The following is a 17,905-nucleotide window of genomic DNA, read 5'->3' on the forward strand; positions in this document are numbered from 1 at the left end:
GAGGCCGGTTTACTTCTTTTGAATCTTCCAGCAATTGTGAATACGGCGATTGCGCTCGAAATCCCGCGGGATGGTTTTTGCCGTGATATCCTCGATCTGTAGCTCGGGCAGGGCCGCCGCTTCCATTTTGAACTTGCGGTTATTGTTGGAGAAGATCAATACCCCGCCGGGACTGAGCAGCCGGGCCGTGTCGCGCAGCAGGGGGACGTGATCGCGCTGCACATCGAAGCTGTCAGTCATGGACTTGGAGTTGGAGAAGGTGGGTGGATCGAGAAAGATCAGGTCAAAACGGCGCTTCTCCTGGCGCAGCCACTTGAGGCAGTCGGCCTGGATGAATTCATGGCGGCTGCCGGTGAAACCGTTGACGGCCATGTTCTTTTGGGCCCAGTCCAGATAGGTGCGCGACATGTCCACGGTGGTGGTGGCGGAGGCGCCCCCTTTGGCGGCGTAGACCGTGGCCGAGCCGGTGTAGGCGAAGAGGTTGAGAAAGGTCTTGCCGGCGGCCAGTTCGGCGATGAGCTCCCGGGTGAGGCGATGGTCGAGAAAAAGACCGGTGTCGAGGTAATCGGTGAGATTGACCAGAAAACTGCAGCCGCTCTCCCCCACCTTGAGCAGTTCGCCGCGACGGGCGAGTTTTTCGTACTGGGTACTCCCCTTCTGCTTCTGCCGCACCTTGAAGACGATCTGTTCAGGCGGCAACTGCAGCACTTCGGGGAGCACGGCCCGGATCTCCCGCAGCCGGATCGCGGCCTGACGGGAATCCACGGTAGCGGGCGGGGCGTATTCCTGCACATGGACCCAGTCGCCGTAGAGATCGACGGCAACGGCGTACTCGGGCATGTCAGCATCGTAAAGACGGTAGCAGAAGATGTCGTTCTGCCGGGCCCAACGCCCCAGGGTGCGCAGGTTCTTCTTCAGGCGGTTGGCGAACATTTCGGCGCCGGGAGTCCGGGCGGCGTGGCGGGTTTCTTCCGAAACGTCGGCCCCGTAAAACCACTGGGGATCCACCTCGAAGTGGAGCAATTGGCAGGGGAGCGCCCCGTTGAAGAAGCTGTGCTTGCGGCGGGCGCGCAAACCCAGGTTCCGGGCTAGATCGGGATTGCCGGTAAAGACGGCAGCTTTCCAGCCGACAAAGTGCTCCTGCAGCCGCTCACCTAGCTGGGCGTAGAGCGAGCGCAGGTGGTTGACTTCGCCGAGGCGCTCGCCATAGGGGGGATTGGTCAGTACCAGCCCGCCTTTCCCTTCGGTACCGGCCGGGGCTACCAGGTCAGCGACCTCGTGCTTCTCGAAAACAACGGCCGACTCCAATCCGGCCAGCCGAGCGTTGGCCTGCGCCGCCCGCACCGCCTGGGCTTCGAGGTCGAAGCCGAACAGGGGGGGTAGTGTCTGCAGCCCGGCTTGCCGGCGGGCTGTCGCTTCGCCCAGCAGGTCCTGCCAGACCGCGTCGTCGTGTCCCTGCCAGCCGAGAAACCCAAAATAGGTGCGGCTGAGACCGGGGGCGATATCCGCCGCCATCAGGGCAGCCTCCAGCACCAGGGTACCCGAGCCGCACATGGGATCGACCAGGGTGCCGCCGCCGGCCGCAATCTGCGGCCAGTTGGCCCGCAGCAGGATGGCCGCCGCCAGGTTTTCTTTGACCGGCGCCAGCACCTGCTCCTGCCGGTAGCCTCGGCGGTGCAGGCTCTCCCCCGACAGATCGAGGCTCAGGCTCACCTGCTCGCGCTGGACATGGACGTTGACCCGAATCGACGGCCGCTCCAGTTCCACGGACGGCCGCTGCCCACGCACCTCGCGCAACTGGTCAACAATGGCATCCTTGACCTTAAGTGCGGCGTAGTGGGAATGCTGCAGCGGCGACTGCACGCAGTTGCAGTCCACCGCCAGGGAGCCTTCCTCGCCCAGATGCTCCCGCCAGTCAATGGCCTGGACCCCAGCGTAGAGCTCTTCATAGGTTGTCGCCGTAAAATTGGCCAGGGTCAGCAGGATGCGACTGGCCAGCCGGGACCACAGGCACGCACGGTAACCGACAGCCAGGGAGCCGCTAAAACTGACACCCGCCCGCGTCTCCTTGACCTCCTGAGCCCCCAGCCCCCGCAGTTCATCGGCCAGCAGCGCCTCCAGCCCTTTGGGAGCCGTCGCGAAAAAGGTGGTGGTGGAATGCATCTAGACCTCTCTTTAGTCCGGCGAAGCATAGCGCCGGTGCAGTACCTGTCGGATATCCTCGACACAGCGATAGGGAATTTTGAGCTGACCGCGCCCCGAGCCGATGGCGATAATGCCCGTGTCCGGCCCATGAAAATCGGAGCCGCCGGTGACGATGAGTCCTCGCCGACGTGCCTGGGTGATATACCAATCGATGTCATCGAGACTGGAGCCCGAATTGTACGCCTCGACCCCATCGAGCCCCAGGGCGGCGAAGGTGCCGAGCAGGTCCAGAAAGGCCGTCCTGTCCGTGGTAATGAAGGGGGGATGGGCCAGCACCGTCACGCCGCCGGCCCGCTGAATCAGGGCTATGGCCTCGTCGATGGGAAAGGTGCGTTTTTCCACGTTGCAGGGGATGAGATAACGCTGAAAGGCGTCCTCGCTGCCGCGTACATAGCCTTTTTCCTGCAGGGCCATGGCGATGTGGGGTCGGCCCAGGGTGCCATCGGCCTTAGCCGCCACCTCGTCGAAGTCCAGGGGAGCACGCCCCTCCGTACGGAGCTTCTCGTTCACCCGCTCGACGATCAACTCGTTGCGCCGTTCCCGAAAGTCCTGAAAAGAGGCCAGCGCTTCGACCAGTTCGGAATGATGATGGTCAAACCCGTAGCCGAGCAGATGGATATCGTTGTAGGCCTGCCACACCACCGACAGTTCGACCCCGGAGAGCACCTCCACCCCCCACTCTGCTCCGGCCGCCATGGCGGCCTCGATACCGTCGATATTGTCATGATCGGCCAAAGCGACCGCCGCCAGCCCGGCCGCCGCCGCACGGCGCACCACCTCTGCGGGTGTGTAGAGGCCATCGGAACAGGTCGAATGGAGATGCAGATCCACCCATTTCATGTTCATGAAAAGTCCTTTTAATAGCGTCCTCTCGCCCGCTCCCTGCCGTCGCTAGAGCACGCAAAGAACGCAGAGAAAATCACAAGTACGGGTTGTTGGCCAAACGGGTGATGCCGTCTTTGAGTAACGATTCATTGAAGTTGATCAGCAACCCTAGCGGCATATCAGCGAGACGCAGGTACGTGAGCAATTGTTTGACATGCACCGGCAAAACTTTTTCAACAGATTTCAACTCGATCACCAATCGGTTCTCGATGATCATATCCAGACGAAGGCCACTTTCTATCCGATTCCCCCGATAAAAAATGGGAAGTGCCACCTCCGTCACGACCTCCATTCCCCGTTCCTTCAACTCATAAGCCAGACACGACTGATAAACGGACTCCAGTAACCCAGGCCCCAGTTCCCGATGAACGCATATGGCCCCATTTATAACCGAAGAGGACAGCTGATTCAGCGCATCCTTATTCATCTCTAACATGCCTTTCTTAGCGCCCTCTGCGTACTCAAGGGAGCGAAGCGAACGGGCGCGAGGCCGCCCTTGATTATCCTTTTTTCTTCACCCGAAATCCCGCCTTTTCCCAGGAACTGGCCTCGTCCTGGCGCGGCCGCGGCTCACGGGGTTTTTCCGGACGGGACGGATTGCTGTTGCCACCGCCCCCGGCGAGAGCCTCCTTGATGGAGAGGCTGATACGTTTGCGCGGTACGTCGACGGCGAGCACTTTGACTTTGACGATCTCGCCGACCTTGACCGCGTCATTGGGGTCTTTGATGAAACGGTCGGCCAGGTGGCTGATATGCACGAGGCCGTCCTGATGCACACCGACATCGACAAAGGCGCCGAATGCGGCCACGTTGGTCACCGTCCCCTGCAGCAGCATCCCTTCCTTGAGGTCGCCGATCTCGACGACATCCTCGCGGAAGGCCACGGCCTGGAAGGCCTCGCGCGGGTCGCGGCCGGGCTTTTTCAGCTCGGCGACGATGTCGCGCAGGGTGGGCAGGCCGACCTCGCCGTCGACGTAGCGTTTCAGGTCGATAAGATCGATGAGCTCCTCGTTGGCGGCCAGCTTTTCCACCGACACACCGAGGTCGGTGGCCATTTTTTTCACCAGAGCATAGTTCTCCGGATGCACAGCGGTGTTGTCCAGCGGATTCTCCCCCTCGCGAATGCGCAGAAAACCGGCGGCCTGCTCAAAGGCCTTGTCGCCGAAGCGAGGCACCTTGAGCAACGCCTTGCGGCTGGCGAAAGCGCCGTGCTCGTCCCGATAGCGCACGATGGCGCGGGCCAGGGATTCGCCGATGCCCGACACGTAGGAGAGCAACGCCCAGGAGGCCGTCTTCAGATCGACCCCGACATAGTTGACGCAGCTCTCCACCACGGCGTCGAGGGCCTTTTTTAGAGCGGTCTGATTGACATCGTGCTGGTACTGGCCGACGCCGATGCTCTTGGCATCGATCTTGACCAGCTCGGCCAGCGGATCCTGCAGGCGGCGGGCGATGCTGATGGCCCCGCGCACGGTGAGGTCGAGATCGGGAAATTCTTCACGGGCGATATCCGACGCTGAATATACGCTGGCCCCCGCCTCGTTGACGATGACCACCGGCAGCTGCAGACCGGCTTCCCGCAGGGTTTCGCGCACGAACTGATCCATCTCGCGGCTGGCGGTACCATTGCCGATGGCGATCATTTCGATACCATGGTCCTTGAGCAATCGCAGCAGTTCAGCCCGGGCGGGGGCGATCTTGCCAGCGCCGGTGTGGGGGTAGATGGTGGCATTCTCCAGATAGCGCCCCGTTTCGTCCACCACCGCCAGCTTGGAGCCGGTGCGCAGACCGGGGTCAACACCGAGCACCCGTTTGCTGCCGGCCGGCGGCAACAGCAGCAGATTTTTCAGGTTGTCAGCAAAGATCTGGATGGCCGCCTCGTCGGCCGCCTTCTTGGCTTCGAGACGCAGCTCCACCTCGATGGATGGGGCCAGCAGCCGCCGGTAGGCATCAGCAGCCACCCCCTGCAAAAAGTTGCCGAAAAGACTCGGCCCGGTGATGAGGCGGGTCTGCATCCCCCGGAGAATCTCCTCTTCCGGCGCCAACAGGGAGAGCCGCAGCACCTCCTCCTTTTCACCACGGCGCATGGCCAGCATACGGTGAGAGGGAATCAGCCGCAGGGGCTCCTGGTAGTCGTAGTACATCTCGAACTTACTCACGGCCCCGGCCTTATCCGGTGCCACCTTGGAGACGAACACTCCCTGCTCCCAGGTCAGGCGGCGCACCAGGGCGCGCACGTCGGCATCCTCGGAGAGACGTTCCGCCAGGATGTGGCCGGCTCCCTCCAGGGCGGCGTCGGCGTCGGCTACTTCTTTGTCCGGATCGACGAAGGGTGCCGCCACCTCCTGCAGCGAGCCGCTTTTGACCTGCTGCGCAGCGATGAGGTCGGCCAGAGGTTCCAGCCCGCGCTCCCGAGCGATGGTCGCCTTGGTGCGACGCTTGGGCTTGTAGGGGAGATAGAGGTCTTCCAGCTCGTTCTTCTGGCGGCAGGCCTCGATGCGGGCTTTCAGCTCCGGCGTCAGCTTGCCCTGTTCGTCTATGGTGGCCAGCACCGTGGTCTTGCGTTCTTCCAGCTCCTTGAAATAATCAAAGCGCTCCTCGAGGGTGCGCACCTGCACCTCGTCCAGCTCGCCGGTACGCTCCTTGCGGTAACGGGCGATGAAGGGGACGGTCGCCCCTTCCTGCAGCAGCTCGACGGTGTTGCGGACCTGGGAGGGGCTCAGAGCGGTCTCTTCGACCAGGGTGGTCAATATGCGGTTGATCTGAATGTCGGTCAATGCCATGGGTGCTTCCTTTTCTGCCGTTGGAAATCAAAGGCGGGGATTCTAGCACGGCCACCCGCCAATGAGAAGCTTTTCGCCGTGGGCATTTCTTGACCGGCCTGGCAATTGTGTGTAGATTGTTGCCAGTTTTGCCAACCTGAGGAATCCCATGCCGCCGCTGCTTGAAGTCCGCAACCTCATGACCTATTTTCCCACCCGCGACGCCCTGGTCAAGGCCGTGCGCGGACTGGAATTCACCGTGGACGCCGGCGAGACCCTGGCCCTGGTGGGCGAGTCGGGCTGCGGCAAGTCGATCACGGCCCTCTCCCTGCTGCGTCTGGTGCCCGAACCGGGGCGTATCGTCGAAGGCGAAATCCTCTTTGAGGGACAGGATCTGCGCCGCCTGCTCCCCGAGGAGATGCGGCGCATCCGCGGCAATGATATCGCCATGATCTTCCAGGAGCCGATGACCTCTCTCAATCCCGTCTTCCGCATCGGCGAGCAGATTGGCGAAGTCTTGCGCCTGCACAAGGGCCTCGACCGCAGGGCGGCCCTCGACGCGGCCGTCGATCTTCTCGATCAGGTCGGCATCCCCTCGGCCCGCCAGCGCGTCCACGAATATCCCCATCAGCTCTCCGGCGGTATGCGCCAGCGCGTGGTTATCGCTATGGCCCTGGCCTGCGATCCCAAGCTGCTCATCGCCGACGAGCCGACCACCGCCCTCGACGTCACCATCCAGGCCCAGATCATGGCCCTGCTCGACTCGCTCAAACAGGAGCGCGGCATGGCCACCCTGCTCATCACCCACGACCTCGGCGTCGTGGCCGAGTCAGCCGATCGTGTCGCCATTATGAATTCTGGATTGATCATGGAGCAGGCCGCCGTCGAGATCATTTTCAGCCGGCCACGCCACCCCTACACCCAGGGTCTGCTGGCCTGCATCCCCCGCCTTGGGCACAAAAAGGACCGGCTGGTCCCTATCGACAGCCAGGTGCCCGTCGGTACCGATCTGCCTCCGGGCAGCTCCTATCTCGACCGCTGCCCCGCCCCCTTTGCGCCGCAGCGCGGCAAACTGCCGCCCTTGCGGGAAGTCGAACTCGGTCATTTCGTGCGCTGCTGGAGCTGCTGATCATGGACCCCCTGCTGGAAGTCCGCAACCTGAGCAAAACCTTTCCGGTCGCCGCCGGCCCTTTAAGCGGCAAACGGCTCAGCCTCAAGGCCGTCGACGGCGTCTCCTTTGCGCTGATGCCGGGAGAAACGCTCGGCCTGGTGGGCGAATCGGGCTCGGGCAAATCGACAACGGGCAAGCTCATCCTGCGCCTGCTTGAAGCGGACACCGGCGAAGTCCTGTTCAAAGGCGAAAACATCTTGAAGCGCTCCCGGTCCGGCATGCGCCCTTTGCGGCGGCAGCTGCAGATGATTTTCCAGGATCCCTACTCGTCCCTCAATCCCCGCATGCGCATCGGCGACATTATCGGCGAACCCCTGCAGATTCACGGGCTGGCCAAGGGGAGTGCCATCAAGGATGAGGTCATGCGGCTGCTCGACACCGTCGGTCTGTCGCAGGAGCACTATTACCGCTACCCCCACGAGTTTTCCGGCGGCCAGCGCCAGCGCATCGGCATCGCCCGCGCCCTGGCGGTAAGCCCCAGCCTCATCATCGCCGACGAGCCGGTCTCGGCCCTCGACCTCTCCATCCAGGCCCAGGTCATCAACCTGCTGCAGGATGTGCAGAAGGAATTCGGCCTCACCACCCTGTTCATCGCCCACGACCTCTCGGTCATCGAGCACATCAGCGACCGGGTGGCGGTCATGTACCTAGGACGCCTTGTTGAACTGGCACCGGCCGCGGCCCTCTATCGCTCTCCCCGTCATCCCTACAGCGAAGCCCTGCTTAATGCCGTCCCCATCCCCGACCCCGCCTCGCGCGGCCACCGCTACCTTTTGCAGGGGGAGATTCCCTCGGCGATCCAGCCCCCGGCGGGCTGCCCCTTTCATCCCCGCTGTCCCTATGCCCGCGACCTCTGCCACACCAGCGTGCCGCCGCTGGCCGACCAGGGTCAGGGACACCTGGCCGCCTGTCACTTCAGTGGCGAGGTCGGTCGCCACCGGCGCCTGCTCTCCACACCTTGAACGTATACCGCATCCTCCCATATTTCCGTTGACTCACCGTGCCACCGCTGGCACAATCGCCCCATTGCCGCACCAAGTGCGGCTCACCCCTCAATCTTCCCCGAGTGCCTGGAGTCTGCATGGGTCCGATCATTACCGTCAAGGAACGCTGCCGCAAATGCTATGCCTGCGTGCGCAACTGCCCGGTGAAGGCCATCAAGGTCAAACAGGAATACGCCGAGGTTATCCACGACCGCTGCATCGGCTGCGGCAAATGCATCAAAGTGTGCTCCCAGCAGGCTAAGATTATCAGCGACTGCATGGAAGAGACCCTGCGGCTGCTGGCCGGCAAGGATCCGGTCGTGGCCGTGCTTGGCTGCTCGTTTCCCGCCTTCTTTCACGATGTGCGCCCCGGCCAGTTGGCGACCGGCCTCAAACGGCTCGGTTTCAGCGAAGTGCACGAGGGCTCGGCCGGGGTCGAACTCATCCGCGCCGAATACGCCCGCCTGATCGGCCAGCCGGGGAGCGATCCGCTGATTTCCAGTCACTGCCCCACCATCGTCGATCTGATTGAACGGCACTATCCGCAGCTGGTTCGCAACCTGATGGGGATCGTCTCCCCCATGGTGGCCATTGGTCGCTTTATCAAGGGGCGCCGGGGGGCGCAGACCCGGGTCGTCTATATCAGCTCGTGCATTGCGGGAAAATTCGAAATCGAATCGGAACAGGTCGCCGGAGCTATCGACGTGGTGCTCACCTACCAGGAGCTCAACCAGATGCTCAAGAGCCACCCCGTCGATCTGCCCAGACTGGGGGACTCCCCCTTCGATGGTTTACTGCCGGGGACAGGCCGGCTCTTCGGCATTGCCGGCGGCCCCTTTCAGGCCTTTGACGTACCCAACGACTTTCTCAATCCCGACTTCATCTCCGCCGGTGGCGAAGAGAGTGCCTTGGAGCTGGTCAAGGACCTGGCGGCCAGGCGCATCACCCCCAAGTGGGTCGACATCCGTTTCTGCAACGGCGGCTGCATCGGCGGGCCCGGCAAAAACAACCGCCTGACCAATTTTTCCAAGCGCAACCTGATCATCAATTATTTCCAGAGTCACGACGCCAAGGCCCAGACCCTCACCTCTCCCGCCTATGTGGAGGGGGGCAAACTGCCGGACCTGCGACGATCTTTCAAGAATAAATTTCGGCGTCTGCCGCCCCCCAGCGGCGAGAGCATCCGCAAAATTCTACAGGCGACCAACAAGTTCGTCGAGCGGGATGAACTCGACTGCGGTGCCTGCGGCTACCCAACCTGCCGGGAACACGCCGTCGCCGTCTTTCAGGGGCTGGCTGAAGAGGACATGTGCCTCCCCTATTCCCTCAAGCGCCTGGAGGAAGACCGCTACAACCTCGCTCAGAAGTACGAGCTGGCCCAGCGCGCCCTGAGTCAGGAATACGGTGAAGCCTCTATTATCGGCGATGACACCCACACCCTGGATGTCCTCAAGCTCATCCGCCAGGTCGGTCCCACGCCGACCACAGTCCTTATCCGGGGCGAAAGCGGCACCGGCAAGGAACTCACCGCCCGTGCCATCCACGCCCACAGTCACCGGGCCGACAAGCCGCTGGTCACGGTCAACTGCACCACCCTGACCGACAGTCTGCTGGAGAGCGAACTCTTCGGTCACCGCAAAGGAGCCTTCACCGGCGCCACCGCCGACAAGAAAGGCCTGTTTGAAGCAGCTGGCGGCGGCACCATCTTCCTGGACGAGATCGGCGACATCACCCCCAAGGTGCAGGCCGAGCTCCTGCGCGTCCTCGACAGCGGCGAGATCCGACCCGTCGGCGGCAACGCCTCCATCAAGGTCGACGTGCGGCTCATCGCCGCCACCAACAAGAACCTGGAGAACGGCATCCGCGAAGGCTGGTTCCGGGAGGATCTTTTCTACCGCCTGAACGTCTTCACCATCACCATGCCACCCCTGCGTAACCGCCTCCAGTCCCTGGAACACCTGGTGAGCCATTTTCTGCGACGGGCCAGCACCCGCCTGAACAAACCGATCGTCGCCATCGAAGACAGGGCCATCGACGCCATGCGCCAGTACGCCTGGCCCGGCAACATTCGTGAACTGCAGAACATTATCGAGCGGGCGGCGGTACTCTCCCAGGATCAGGTCATCCGACTGGAAAACCTCCCTGTCATCTTTGCCGAGCTCGCCCTGAAAACACCGGCAGACGACGGCCCGGGGACAGAAGCATCATTTCGACGGCAGCGCGACAAACATCTCTCACACGTAGAAAAGGGACTCATCAAAAACTACCTGAAAGAAGCTGGCGGCAATGTCTCGGCGGCGGCACGGGCCGCCGGCATTCCCAGACGTACGTTTTATCGGCTACTGGACCGTTATGGCCTCAAAGGGAGCGACTTCCAGCAAAACGCCGGCACCTGAGTCAGACCTGGCACACCTTTCCGCCACACGCCATGTCACCATTGACACATGGGGCGAGAGGCCATTTTTAGCCCTCCCAGCTCTTTTCACCTACTTGCCTATCACCCACCTGTGCCACATTCGGCACACAGGCCTCTCACAATATCCACCCGCCCTCCCCAAATTGAGGCAAAACCCTACTATCAAGAATTGGCACGGCGATTGCTTACTAAGTCGATGACTAATATTTGGGGATAAAGGCAGATTTCACCACGACACACCACTGCCCCCTTTGGCGTCGCCCGGGCCCTCTCTCCCCTGGGCGGCGCTTTTTTTATGCAGGCCGCCCACATACTCATTAAAAAGACGCCCGCATCACCCCGTCACCGGATTCGATCTTGCATCAACTCATTGCATTTTTTCGATGGCGAAGTTCAAACCAGCTGTTATCATGTTGTTGTTTTTGTTCCCGTGATGTTCATTTCAAGCAATTCCGCCACCCATGGACCGCGATATGACCAGACCCGGCAAAGAACGCCTGGGGGTAACCACCCTGGAGGACATCAGCACTCTCATCCTGCAGTCCCATGACCTCGATGAGACCCTGAAAAATATTGTCACCCTGGTGGCCCGCCGCATGAAGTCGGAGGTCTGCTCTATCTACCTGCTCGATGACGATGGCTTGACCTTGCGCCTGCGGGCGACCAAGGGGCTCTCGCGCAGAGCGGTGGGAAAGGTCACTCTGCAGATCGGCGAGGGTCTGACAGGCATGGCCGCCGAAAGCCGCCACGCCGTCGCCATCCAGGAACCCCAGTCCCACCCGCGTTATCGTTATTTCAAGGAAACCGGCGAAGAGCGCTATCATTCCTTTCTCGGCATCCCCCTCTTCGACCGCAAGAGCCCCTTGGGGGTCATCGTCATCCAGACCAAGGAGACCCGCCAGTTCACCCCCCAGGAGATCAGCGCTCTCTCCACCATTGCCTTCCAGATCAGTTCCATCGTCATCAACGCGAATCTCCTCGACTCCATCCGCCGCAAAGAAGAAGAAACCAGCCGTTTTATCCGTCAGCTTGAAGAGAGCCGCAAACCTCTGATCTCGCCCGAATCGAACCGGGAAGGATCGCGCAGCGCTGCCCTGCGGGGGACAACAGCCTATCCCGGCGTCGTCTCCGGGCCCGCCCACATCCTCGACTCGGGGCTGGGCTTGGCCGATCTTGGCGATGAGGGACAGGCCCAGGTGGAGGAGGAGATCGCGCGGCTTGACAGCGCTTTCGAGAAAACCCGCATCCAGACCATTTTCCTGGAAAAACGCATGGCCGAGCGCCTGTCGGAGAGTGCGGCGGCCATTTTTCACACCCATCTGATGATTCTTGAAGACCGCGGCTTTCTGGAGCGCCTGCACGACGAGATCAAGCAGGGGCACGGCGCCGCCTACTCCCTGAAAAAAATTGTCGGCGAGTACATCGAAGCCTTTGAGCGCATGGAGGACCCCTACCTGCGTGAGCGGGCCGCCGACATGAAGGATATCGGCCGTCGCCTGGCCGCGAACCTGGCCGGCCAGGAAGACCACCTGCCCCAGTTCAAAGAGCCGGGCATCCTGGTCGCCCGCGAAATCCTGCCTTCCGACATGGCCATGCTGGAGGCCGAATACATTCTGGGCATAGCCACCGAGGCTGGCGAACGCAACAGCCACGCTGCCATTATGGCCAAATCCATGGGCATCCCCGCCCTGGTCGGCGTCAAGGGCTTGCTTCGGGAAGTCACCCCGGAAAACCAGATCATTCTGGACGCCAACTCCGGCTGTCTATACATCGACCCGCCCCAGCATGTGCGCGAGGAGTATCGCCGCCTGGAGGAAGACAGCAGCCGGGAGCTGCACCGACTGGAGGAATTCCGTGACTTCCCGGCCCAGACGGCCGACGGGACGCGCATCATCCTGCGCGCCAACATCGGCCTGGTCAGCGACGTCAGCATTGCCCAGCGCAACGGCGCCGAAGGGGTAGGCCTCTACCGCACCGAATTCCCCTACATGACCCGCGGCAACTTCCCCGACCGCGAAGATCAGTACCAGCTTTACCGCCGGGTGGTCGAAGGCTTTCCTGGCCAGTCCGTCACGATCCGCACCCTGGATATTGGCGGCGACAAGGCCCTGCCCTACTTCAGCCCCCCCAAGGAAGACAATCCCTTCATGGGCTGGCGCTCGGTGCGGGTCTCCCTCGAAAATCAGGATATTTTCTGCACGCAGATCGAGGCCATCCTGATGGCGGGCGTGCATGGATCGGTCAAATTGCTCTTGCCCATGATATCGACCCTCGACGAAGTGCGGGCCTGCAAGAAGGTGATGGCTCAGGCCCGGGCCAACCTCGACCGGGAAGGGATCGCCTACGCCCGCAATGTCCCCCTGGGAATCATGATCGAGGTGCCGGCGGCCGTGACCATCGCGGAACAGCTGGCCCGCGAGGTTGATTTTTTCGCCATGGGGACCAACGACCTCATCCAGTACATGCTGGCGGCCGATCGCAACAACCCCCTGGTCAACCGCTACTACGACCCTCTGCATCCGGCCATTCTGCGCGTACTCAAGGACGTCACCGATGTGGCGCTGAAGGCAGGGATCGACGTTTGTGTCTGCGGCGAGATGGCTTCGGACCCGGTGAACCTGCTGGCCCTGGTTGGCCTGGGGATTCAGGAATTCTCCATGGCCGCCCCCTTCATCCCGCGCACCAAGGCTTTTCTGCGCGACCTGCCCGACGAGGTGGCGCGCAAAGCCGTCCGCAAGGCGTTAGGCCTGTCCACCAGCGACCAGATCCGCGTCCTGCTGATGGAGACCCTGCAGAAAATCGAAAAGACGGATAGCGTGACCCCATAAGAAAGGCCGGGCAATTGCCCGGCCTTTTTCGTTGCTATCCTGCTGAAACCAACAAACAATTTCATTTCATGGGACGCACGCGCACCTCGATATCCTGGTCGTCCTTGAGCAGCTCGACCAGTTGCGTCGTATCCGTGTCGCCAAAGTGGTAAGGATAGAGGATCGCCGGCCGGAACGAGCGGGCCGCCGCCGCGACCATCTCAGGCGTCATGGTATAAGGGAGATTCATGGGCAGAAAGGCGATGTCCACCCCTTTGAGCGCCTGCATCTCCGGAATGTTTTCCGTATCGCCCGCGATGTACACCCTGAGGTTGTCGAAGGTCAGCACATAGCCGTTGCCCACCCCCCGGGGGTGATAAGGCTGGCCGTTATCTCTTTTGTGAACCAGATTATAGGCCGGCACCGCTTCGATGCGGACCCCGTCGAACATAGTCGTGTCGCCGTTCTTCACCACTTCCCCACCGAGCAACTGTCCGGCGCAGGTTTCGGTGTAGATCAGGCGGGTACCCTTTTGACGAACAGCCCGTATGGCTTCAGCATCCAGGTGATCACGATGCTCATGGGTGACCAGAATCAGATCGGCTTTCGGCAACCGGGTGTAGTCGGCCAGGATGCTGTAGGGGTCCACATGAATGACCCGGCCGCCATAGGTCAGCATCAGGGAGCCGTGGCCAACGAAGGTAATCTCCAAATTGCCGGATGAGGTGGTCAGGACATCGGTTTTCAGAGATTCCGTCGCCCCGGCGGCCGTAACGGTCATAGCAAGACAAAACGTGGTCAGAATTCCTCGCAGCATACCAGCCCTCCTTTCCTTCCTGAAACGGTTTCTGTGGCCTGAGCTTCCAGACGCCTTATTGGCGATCGGCGAGAAGAACACCGCCAACGGCGACCTGCTCGGGGGCATTTTCCCTGATCAGCACAATGATTTTCTCTTTGGGCAGTCCATAAGCTTTAGCCGCCGATGCGGTCAGTTCCTCGACGAACACACGCCGGACCTCCGGTTTGGCGATAGGCGGTCCTTCCAGGGTGATGATAGGCATAATGTCCTCCTTGTCTGTGGCTATTTCACACGATGACGACTTGCAGGCCTTCATAGGCCACGACCTGCCCCTTACGTATTTTACACCGTTTTCGCAGCTCCACCTGACCGTCGACCTGAACCAGCCCTGCGGCGATGGCCATTTTGGCCGACCCGCCACTGTGGCACAGCCCCATGACCTTCAGAAGATTACTGAGCTCCACGAATTCATGTCCCTGCAGGGCAAACTCTTCCATCGATTTCCTTTCCACACTCAGGGGCCTTTCAGTCCCGCCGCGTCAAGGGCTTTGACGGCCGTTTTATAGCCATGGTCGATCAGTTCAGCGATGCGGCTGGTGTCCGTACGACTGAAGGTGCCCAGCTCCGGCGTAATGAGCAGGTCGACCTTTTTGGCCTGGACGCGGCTGGCATGGTCGATGGAGATATCCACAACATTGACCATCAGGTCGATAATGTCATTGGGGCGCTGGTAGCGGCGACGGGCGTTGAGATCGACGCCAATGACATAGCCAGCGTTAGCTTTCAGCAGTGGCGAAACGGGCAGGTTCTCCACCAGGCCGCCGTCACAGAGGAGCCTCTCGCCCATTTCGACGGGGATGAAGATCCCTGGCAGACAGGCACTGGCCATGACGGCCGTAGCAACGTCCCCCTGCTCCAGCACGACCATCTCGCCGCTGGAAAGATCGGTGGCAATCATGGAAAGGGGGATAGGGGCGTCCTCGATGCGCACCTCGCCCAGCACATCAGTGATGTTCTTGCCCATTTCGCTGTTGGAAAGCAGGCCGAAGCGCGACAGGGTGAAGCGGCTGATATCGAGCCAGTCCAGATCGATGACAATATCGGCGATCTCGTCCGGAGTCTTGCCGAAGGCGTAGAGGGCCGCCACAAAAGCGCCGATACTGGTGCCGGCCAGGCGCGACACAGGAACCTGACGTTCTTCCAGAGCTTTGAGCACGCCGATGTGGGCGGCACCGAGCACCGCCCCACCGCTTAAGGCCAGGGCTACTGAATCCGGGCCGCGCCGGCGGGTAAAACGGCGGCCAAGATGGCGCAATGCAGAGATCATGCAGGAATACTCACAGGGGAAAACCAGGGACTGAGGCTGCCCTTGGAAAAAGAACCGGCATTAAATTTTCAGATATTTTTCAACGAAGCTCTCCACACTGTCAATCTGGCCCTGCAAGGCGTAGATGCGCGTCTCCATCTCAATGATTTCGCTTTCGATCCGCTCGACACGCTGTTTCAACATACTGCGCTGCAGGGCGAGCTCTTCGCGCGACTGCCTCATGTCGGACGTTCTTCTGTCGATACCGGTCCGGGCTTCCGCTTCGAGCAGTTCATCCTTCTGCTCCAACTGGAGCAGAACGTCCTCAAGCCTCTGCTTCTGTGACTTAATACCCTGCAGGTCCCTTTCCAGCACTTCGATGCGGCGGGAACGAAAGTTCAAGTAATTGATGGCCACATTCAACTTCTGCAGCATCAGCTGTTCGCTGAGGGATTCCTGCTGCGCCTGCAGGCTGTCTCCGAGTTGGCGGACCGCTTCAGCAAGCTGGCGAATCTCGCGGGCCAACTCGTCATCCGTGGCAGCCTGCCCTACGGCGGGCACCTGCACGCACCACAATAACGCCAAGGTGAACAACGCCAGCCGTCCCATATTCTCTCCCTTTTCGGAAGGCCGCCCCGGTCCCGGCGGGGCCGAGGCGGCCTTCGCTTATTCGCCGGCGCTGACCCCTTCGGCCATGAGTTTCGACAGAGCCCGCGCAAAAGCGACGGGATCGCGGGGCTTGTCCCCTTCGAGCAACAGGGCTTGATCGTAGAGCAGCCCCACGTACTCCTTGAGCTGGGCACTACTGCGGTCGGCGGCAAAGAGCTGTTTCATGCGGGCAATCAGCTCGTGGCCGGGATTGACTTCCAGCACCCGCTGGCCTTTGGGGACTTCCTGCCCCATGGCCTCAAACATCTTGACCATCTTCGGATCGAGATCGTGCTCGCCAGCCACCAGGCAGACGGCCGAATCCTTGAGGCGACCGGAGATACGCACTTCCGAGACCAGGTCCTTGAGCTCTTCCTTCATGAGTTCAAGCAGGTCGCCGTACTCTTTTTTCTTCTCTTCCTTCTGGCTGTCGCCCAGGTCGAGATCTCCCTTGATGGCCGACTGGAATTCTTTTTCCTTATAGGCGCCGAGACCGGAGATGATGATGTCATCGAAGTCGTCGGTCATGATGAGCACCTCGATCCCCTTCTCCTTGAAGACTTCCAGATAGGGCGAGGCTTCGGCGCTGGCGCGGTCGGCACCGGTAATGTAGTAAATCTCTTTCTGGTCGGCGGGCATACGCTCGACGTATTCGGCCAAGGTGATCTTCTGACCGGGTTCGGTCTTGGTCGATTCGAAGAGCAGCAGATCGGCGATGGTCTCGCGGCGCTCGAAATCGTGATGGATGCCTTCCTTGAGGATGCGACCGAACTGCTCGTAGAACTGCTCGTAGGCCTTGATATCCTCTTTTTTCATCTCCGCCAGAGTGTCGAGCACCTTCTTGGTCAGGCTCTTTTTGATAACGGTGACGATTCGGTTGTCCTGCAGAATCTCACGGCTGACATTGAGGGGCAGGTCGGAGGACTCCACCACCCCCTTGACGAAACGCAGGTAGGTGGGGAGCATCGCCTCGCAGTGATCCATGATCTGCACCCGGCGCACATAGAGGGTCGGGCCGACCTTGTAATCCTGGTAGAAGATGTCGAAGGGGCGCTTGCTCGGCAGATAGAGCAGGGCCGAAAACTCCGTGGTCCCCTCGGCGCGGTAGTGAATCACCCGGGCCGGGTCGGTGAAATCGTGGGAGATGTGCTTGTAGAACTCGTTGTACTCCTCGGTGCTGATATCGGTCTTGTCCTTGAGCCAGATCGCCTTGCGCGAGTTGAGGGTCTCTTCCTTTGTCTCGCTGACGGTCTTCTCCTTGTCGTCGGGATCGGGCTGGGAACGGGTCACGTCCATGACCACCGGATACTCGATGAAGTCCGAGTACTGCTTGACGATCTTGCGCAGCTCCCACTCTTCCAGATATTCCCGGGCGTCTTCCTTGAGACTGAGGATGACATCTGTGCCCTTGGTTGCCTTCTGGGCATCATCAAGGGTGTAGGTGCCGTCAGCATTGGACTCCCACTTGACGGCGTGGGCGGGGTCGGTGCCGGCCTTGCGGGTCATCACGGTGACCTTGTCGGCCACCATGAAGGCCGAATAGAAGCCGACGCCGAACTGGCCGATGAGCTCGGGGTTATCCTTGACCTCGCGGCTTTCCAGCAGCTTCATGAACTCCTTGGTACCCGAGTGAGCGATGGTGCCCAGAGCCTCCACCGCCTCGTCGCGGGTCATACCAATGCCATTATCACGTACGGTGAGGGTGCCGGCCTCTTTGTCGGGGATGAGCTGAATCTTCCAGCCCTCGCCCCCTTCGGCCAGGGAGGCGTCAGTGAGGGCTTCGTAGCGGGCCTTGTCGATCGCATCGGAAGCGTTGGAGATGAGTTCGCGCAGGAAAATTTCCCGATGGGAATAAAGAGAGTGGATCATCAGGTCGAGGATCTTGTTCACCTCGGCCTTGAATTCATGCTTGTTGGACGTCAT

At 61.0% G+C, this 17,905-nt stretch carries 14 protein-coding genes; 4 read left to right on the plus strand and 10 right to left on the minus strand.

Features of this window, described 5'->3' with window-relative positions; translation table 11 throughout:
• Positions 1-9: 9 nt before the first annotated feature.
• From rlmKL to MJO47_RS08010, 4 genes are all read right to left on the minus strand, one after another.
• On the minus strand, positions 10-2,163 hold the full coding sequence (gene rlmKL, locus MJO47_RS07995) for a bifunctional 23S rRNA (guanine(2069)-N(7))-methyltransferase RlmK/23S rRNA (guanine(2445)-N(2))-methyltransferase RlmL (RefSeq protein WP_253960620.1): 2,154 nt from the start codon (positions 2,161-2,163) through the stop codon (positions 10-12).
• Between the two features lie 12 nt (positions 2,164-2,175).
• Positions 2,176-3,051 carry a PHP domain-containing protein gene (locus MJO47_RS08000; protein ID WP_253960621.1) on the minus strand — a complete coding sequence of 292 codons (876 nt, stop codon included), beginning with the start codon at positions 3,049-3,051 and terminating at the stop codon, positions 2,176-2,178.
• A 73-nt stretch (positions 3,052-3,124) separates the two neighbouring features.
• Positions 3,125-3,526: a GxxExxY protein gene (locus MJO47_RS08005; RefSeq protein WP_371926653.1), complete on the minus strand. Its 402-nt coding sequence runs from the start codon at positions 3,524-3,526 to the stop codon at positions 3,125-3,127.
• 64 nt (positions 3,527-3,590) lie between these two features.
• A complete protein-coding gene (locus MJO47_RS08010) occupies positions 3,591-5,873 on the minus strand; it encodes a Tex family protein (RefSeq protein ID WP_253960622.1) in 2,283 nt (760 codons plus the stop codon).
• 148 nt (positions 5,874-6,021) lie between these two features.
• Here MJO47_RS08010 and MJO47_RS08015 point away from each other — a divergent pair, with 148 nt between their 5' ends.
• The 4 genes from MJO47_RS08015 to ptsP all read left to right on the plus strand — a co-directional run bounded on the left by MJO47_RS08015 (position 6,022) and on the right by ptsP (position 13,250).
• Positions 6,022-6,981 (plus strand): ABC transporter ATP-binding protein, encoded by a 960-nt coding sequence (locus tag MJO47_RS08015; RefSeq protein ID WP_253960623.1) that lies wholly within the window; start codon positions 6,022-6,024, stop codon positions 6,979-6,981.
• 2 nt (positions 6,982-6,983) lie between these two features.
• Positions 6,984-7,985 (plus strand): ABC transporter ATP-binding protein, encoded by a 1,002-nt coding sequence (locus MJO47_RS08020; RefSeq protein WP_256502482.1) that lies wholly within the window; start codon positions 6,984-6,986, stop codon positions 7,983-7,985.
• A gap of 119 nt (positions 7,986-8,104) precedes the next feature.
• Positions 8,105-10,402: a sigma 54-interacting transcriptional regulator gene (locus MJO47_RS08025; protein ID WP_253960624.1), complete on the plus strand. Its 2,298-nt coding sequence runs from the start codon at positions 8,105-8,107 to the stop codon at positions 10,400-10,402.
• A gap of 493 nt (positions 10,403-10,895) precedes the next feature.
• A complete protein-coding gene (ptsP, locus tag MJO47_RS08030; RefSeq protein ID WP_253960625.1) occupies positions 10,896-13,250 on the plus strand; it encodes a phosphoenolpyruvate--protein phosphotransferase in 2,355 nt (784 codons plus the stop codon).
• Between the two features lie 61 nt (positions 13,251-13,311).
• Here the strand turns inward: ptsP and MJO47_RS08035 are convergent, their stop codons facing one another.
• From MJO47_RS08035 to htpG, 6 genes are read right to left on the minus strand one after another with little or no spacing between them, the layout of a single operon-like run.
• Complete coding sequence (locus MJO47_RS08035; protein WP_253960626.1) at positions 13,312-14,046, minus strand: MBL fold metallo-hydrolase; 735 nt, start codon at positions 14,044-14,046, stop codon at positions 13,312-13,314.
• Positions 14,047-14,101: 55 nt separating this feature from the next.
• Entirely contained in the window at positions 14,102-14,290 is a 189-nt protein-coding gene (dmpI, locus tag MJO47_RS08040) for a 4-oxalocrotonate tautomerase DmpI (protein ID WP_253960627.1), read from the minus strand.
• Positions 14,291-14,315: 25 nt separating this feature from the next.
• Entirely contained in the window at positions 14,316-14,525 is a 210-nt protein-coding gene (locus MJO47_RS08045) for an RNA-binding S4 domain-containing protein (RefSeq protein ID WP_253960628.1), read from the minus strand.
• A gap of 17 nt (positions 14,526-14,542) precedes the next feature.
• On the minus strand, positions 14,543-15,355 hold the full coding sequence (locus tag MJO47_RS08050) for a patatin-like phospholipase family protein (RefSeq protein ID WP_253960629.1): 813 nt from the start codon (positions 15,353-15,355) through the stop codon (positions 14,543-14,545).
• Between the two features lie 60 nt (positions 15,356-15,415).
• A complete protein-coding gene (locus tag MJO47_RS08055; protein ID WP_253960630.1) occupies positions 15,416-15,943 on the minus strand; it encodes a hypothetical protein in 528 nt (175 codons plus the stop codon).
• Positions 15,944-16,000: 57 nt separating this feature from the next.
• The gene (htpG, locus tag MJO47_RS08060; protein ID WP_253960631.1) at positions 16,001-17,905 is read right to left on the minus strand and encodes a molecular chaperone HtpG; all 1,905 of its coding nucleotides are present in this window, start codon (positions 17,903-17,905) and stop codon (positions 16,001-16,003) included.

This window comes from Desulfuromonas sp. KJ2020 (assembly GCF_024197615.1).
GTDB lineage: Bacteria > Desulfobacterota > Desulfuromonadia > Desulfuromonadales > SZUA-540 > SZUA-540.

Excerpts from the sequence above, each read along its gene's own strand:
- rlmKL (WP_253960620.1), bottom strand. The coding sequence starts at position 2,163 with ATGCATTCCACCACCACCTTTTTCGCGACGGCTCCCAAAGGGCTGGAG.
- MJO47_RS08000 (WP_253960621.1), bottom strand. The coding sequence starts at position 3,051 with ATGAACATGAAATGGGTGGATCTGCATCTCCATTCGACCTGTTCCGAT.
- MJO47_RS08005 (WP_371926653.1), bottom strand. The coding sequence starts at position 3,526 with ATGTTAGAGATGAATAAGGATGCGCTGAATCAGCTGTCCTCTTCGGTT.
- MJO47_RS08010 (WP_253960622.1), bottom strand. The coding sequence starts at position 5,873 with ATGGCATTGACCGACATTCAGATCAACCGCATATTGACCACCCTGGTC.
- MJO47_RS08015 (WP_253960623.1), top strand. The coding sequence starts at position 6,022 with ATGCCGCCGCTGCTTGAAGTCCGCAACCTCATGACCTATTTTCCCACC.
- MJO47_RS08020 (WP_256502482.1), top strand. The coding sequence starts at position 6,984 with ATGGACCCCCTGCTGGAAGTCCGCAACCTGAGCAAAACCTTTCCGGTC.
- MJO47_RS08025 (WP_253960624.1), top strand. The coding sequence starts at position 8,105 with ATGGGTCCGATCATTACCGTCAAGGAACGCTGCCGCAAATGCTATGCC.
- ptsP (WP_253960625.1), top strand. The coding sequence starts at position 10,896 with ATGACCAGACCCGGCAAAGAACGCCTGGGGGTAACCACCCTGGAGGAC.
- MJO47_RS08035 (WP_253960626.1), bottom strand. The coding sequence starts at position 14,046 with ATGCTGCGAGGAATTCTGACCACGTTTTGTCTTGCTATGACCGTTACG.
- dmpI (WP_253960627.1), bottom strand. The coding sequence starts at position 14,290 with ATGCCTATCATCACCCTGGAAGGACCGCCTATCGCCAAACCGGAGGTC.
- MJO47_RS08045 (WP_253960628.1), bottom strand. The coding sequence starts at position 14,525 with ATGGAAGAGTTTGCCCTGCAGGGACATGAATTCGTGGAGCTCAGTAAT.
- MJO47_RS08050 (WP_253960629.1), bottom strand. The coding sequence starts at position 15,355 with ATGATCTCTGCATTGCGCCATCTTGGCCGCCGTTTTACCCGCCGGCGC.
- MJO47_RS08055 (WP_253960630.1), bottom strand. The coding sequence starts at position 15,943 with ATGGGACGGCTGGCGTTGTTCACCTTGGCGTTATTGTGGTGCGTGCAG.
- htpG (WP_253960631.1), bottom strand. The coding sequence starts at position 17,905 with ATGACGTCCAACAAGCATGAATTCAAGGCCGAGGTGAACAAGATCCTC.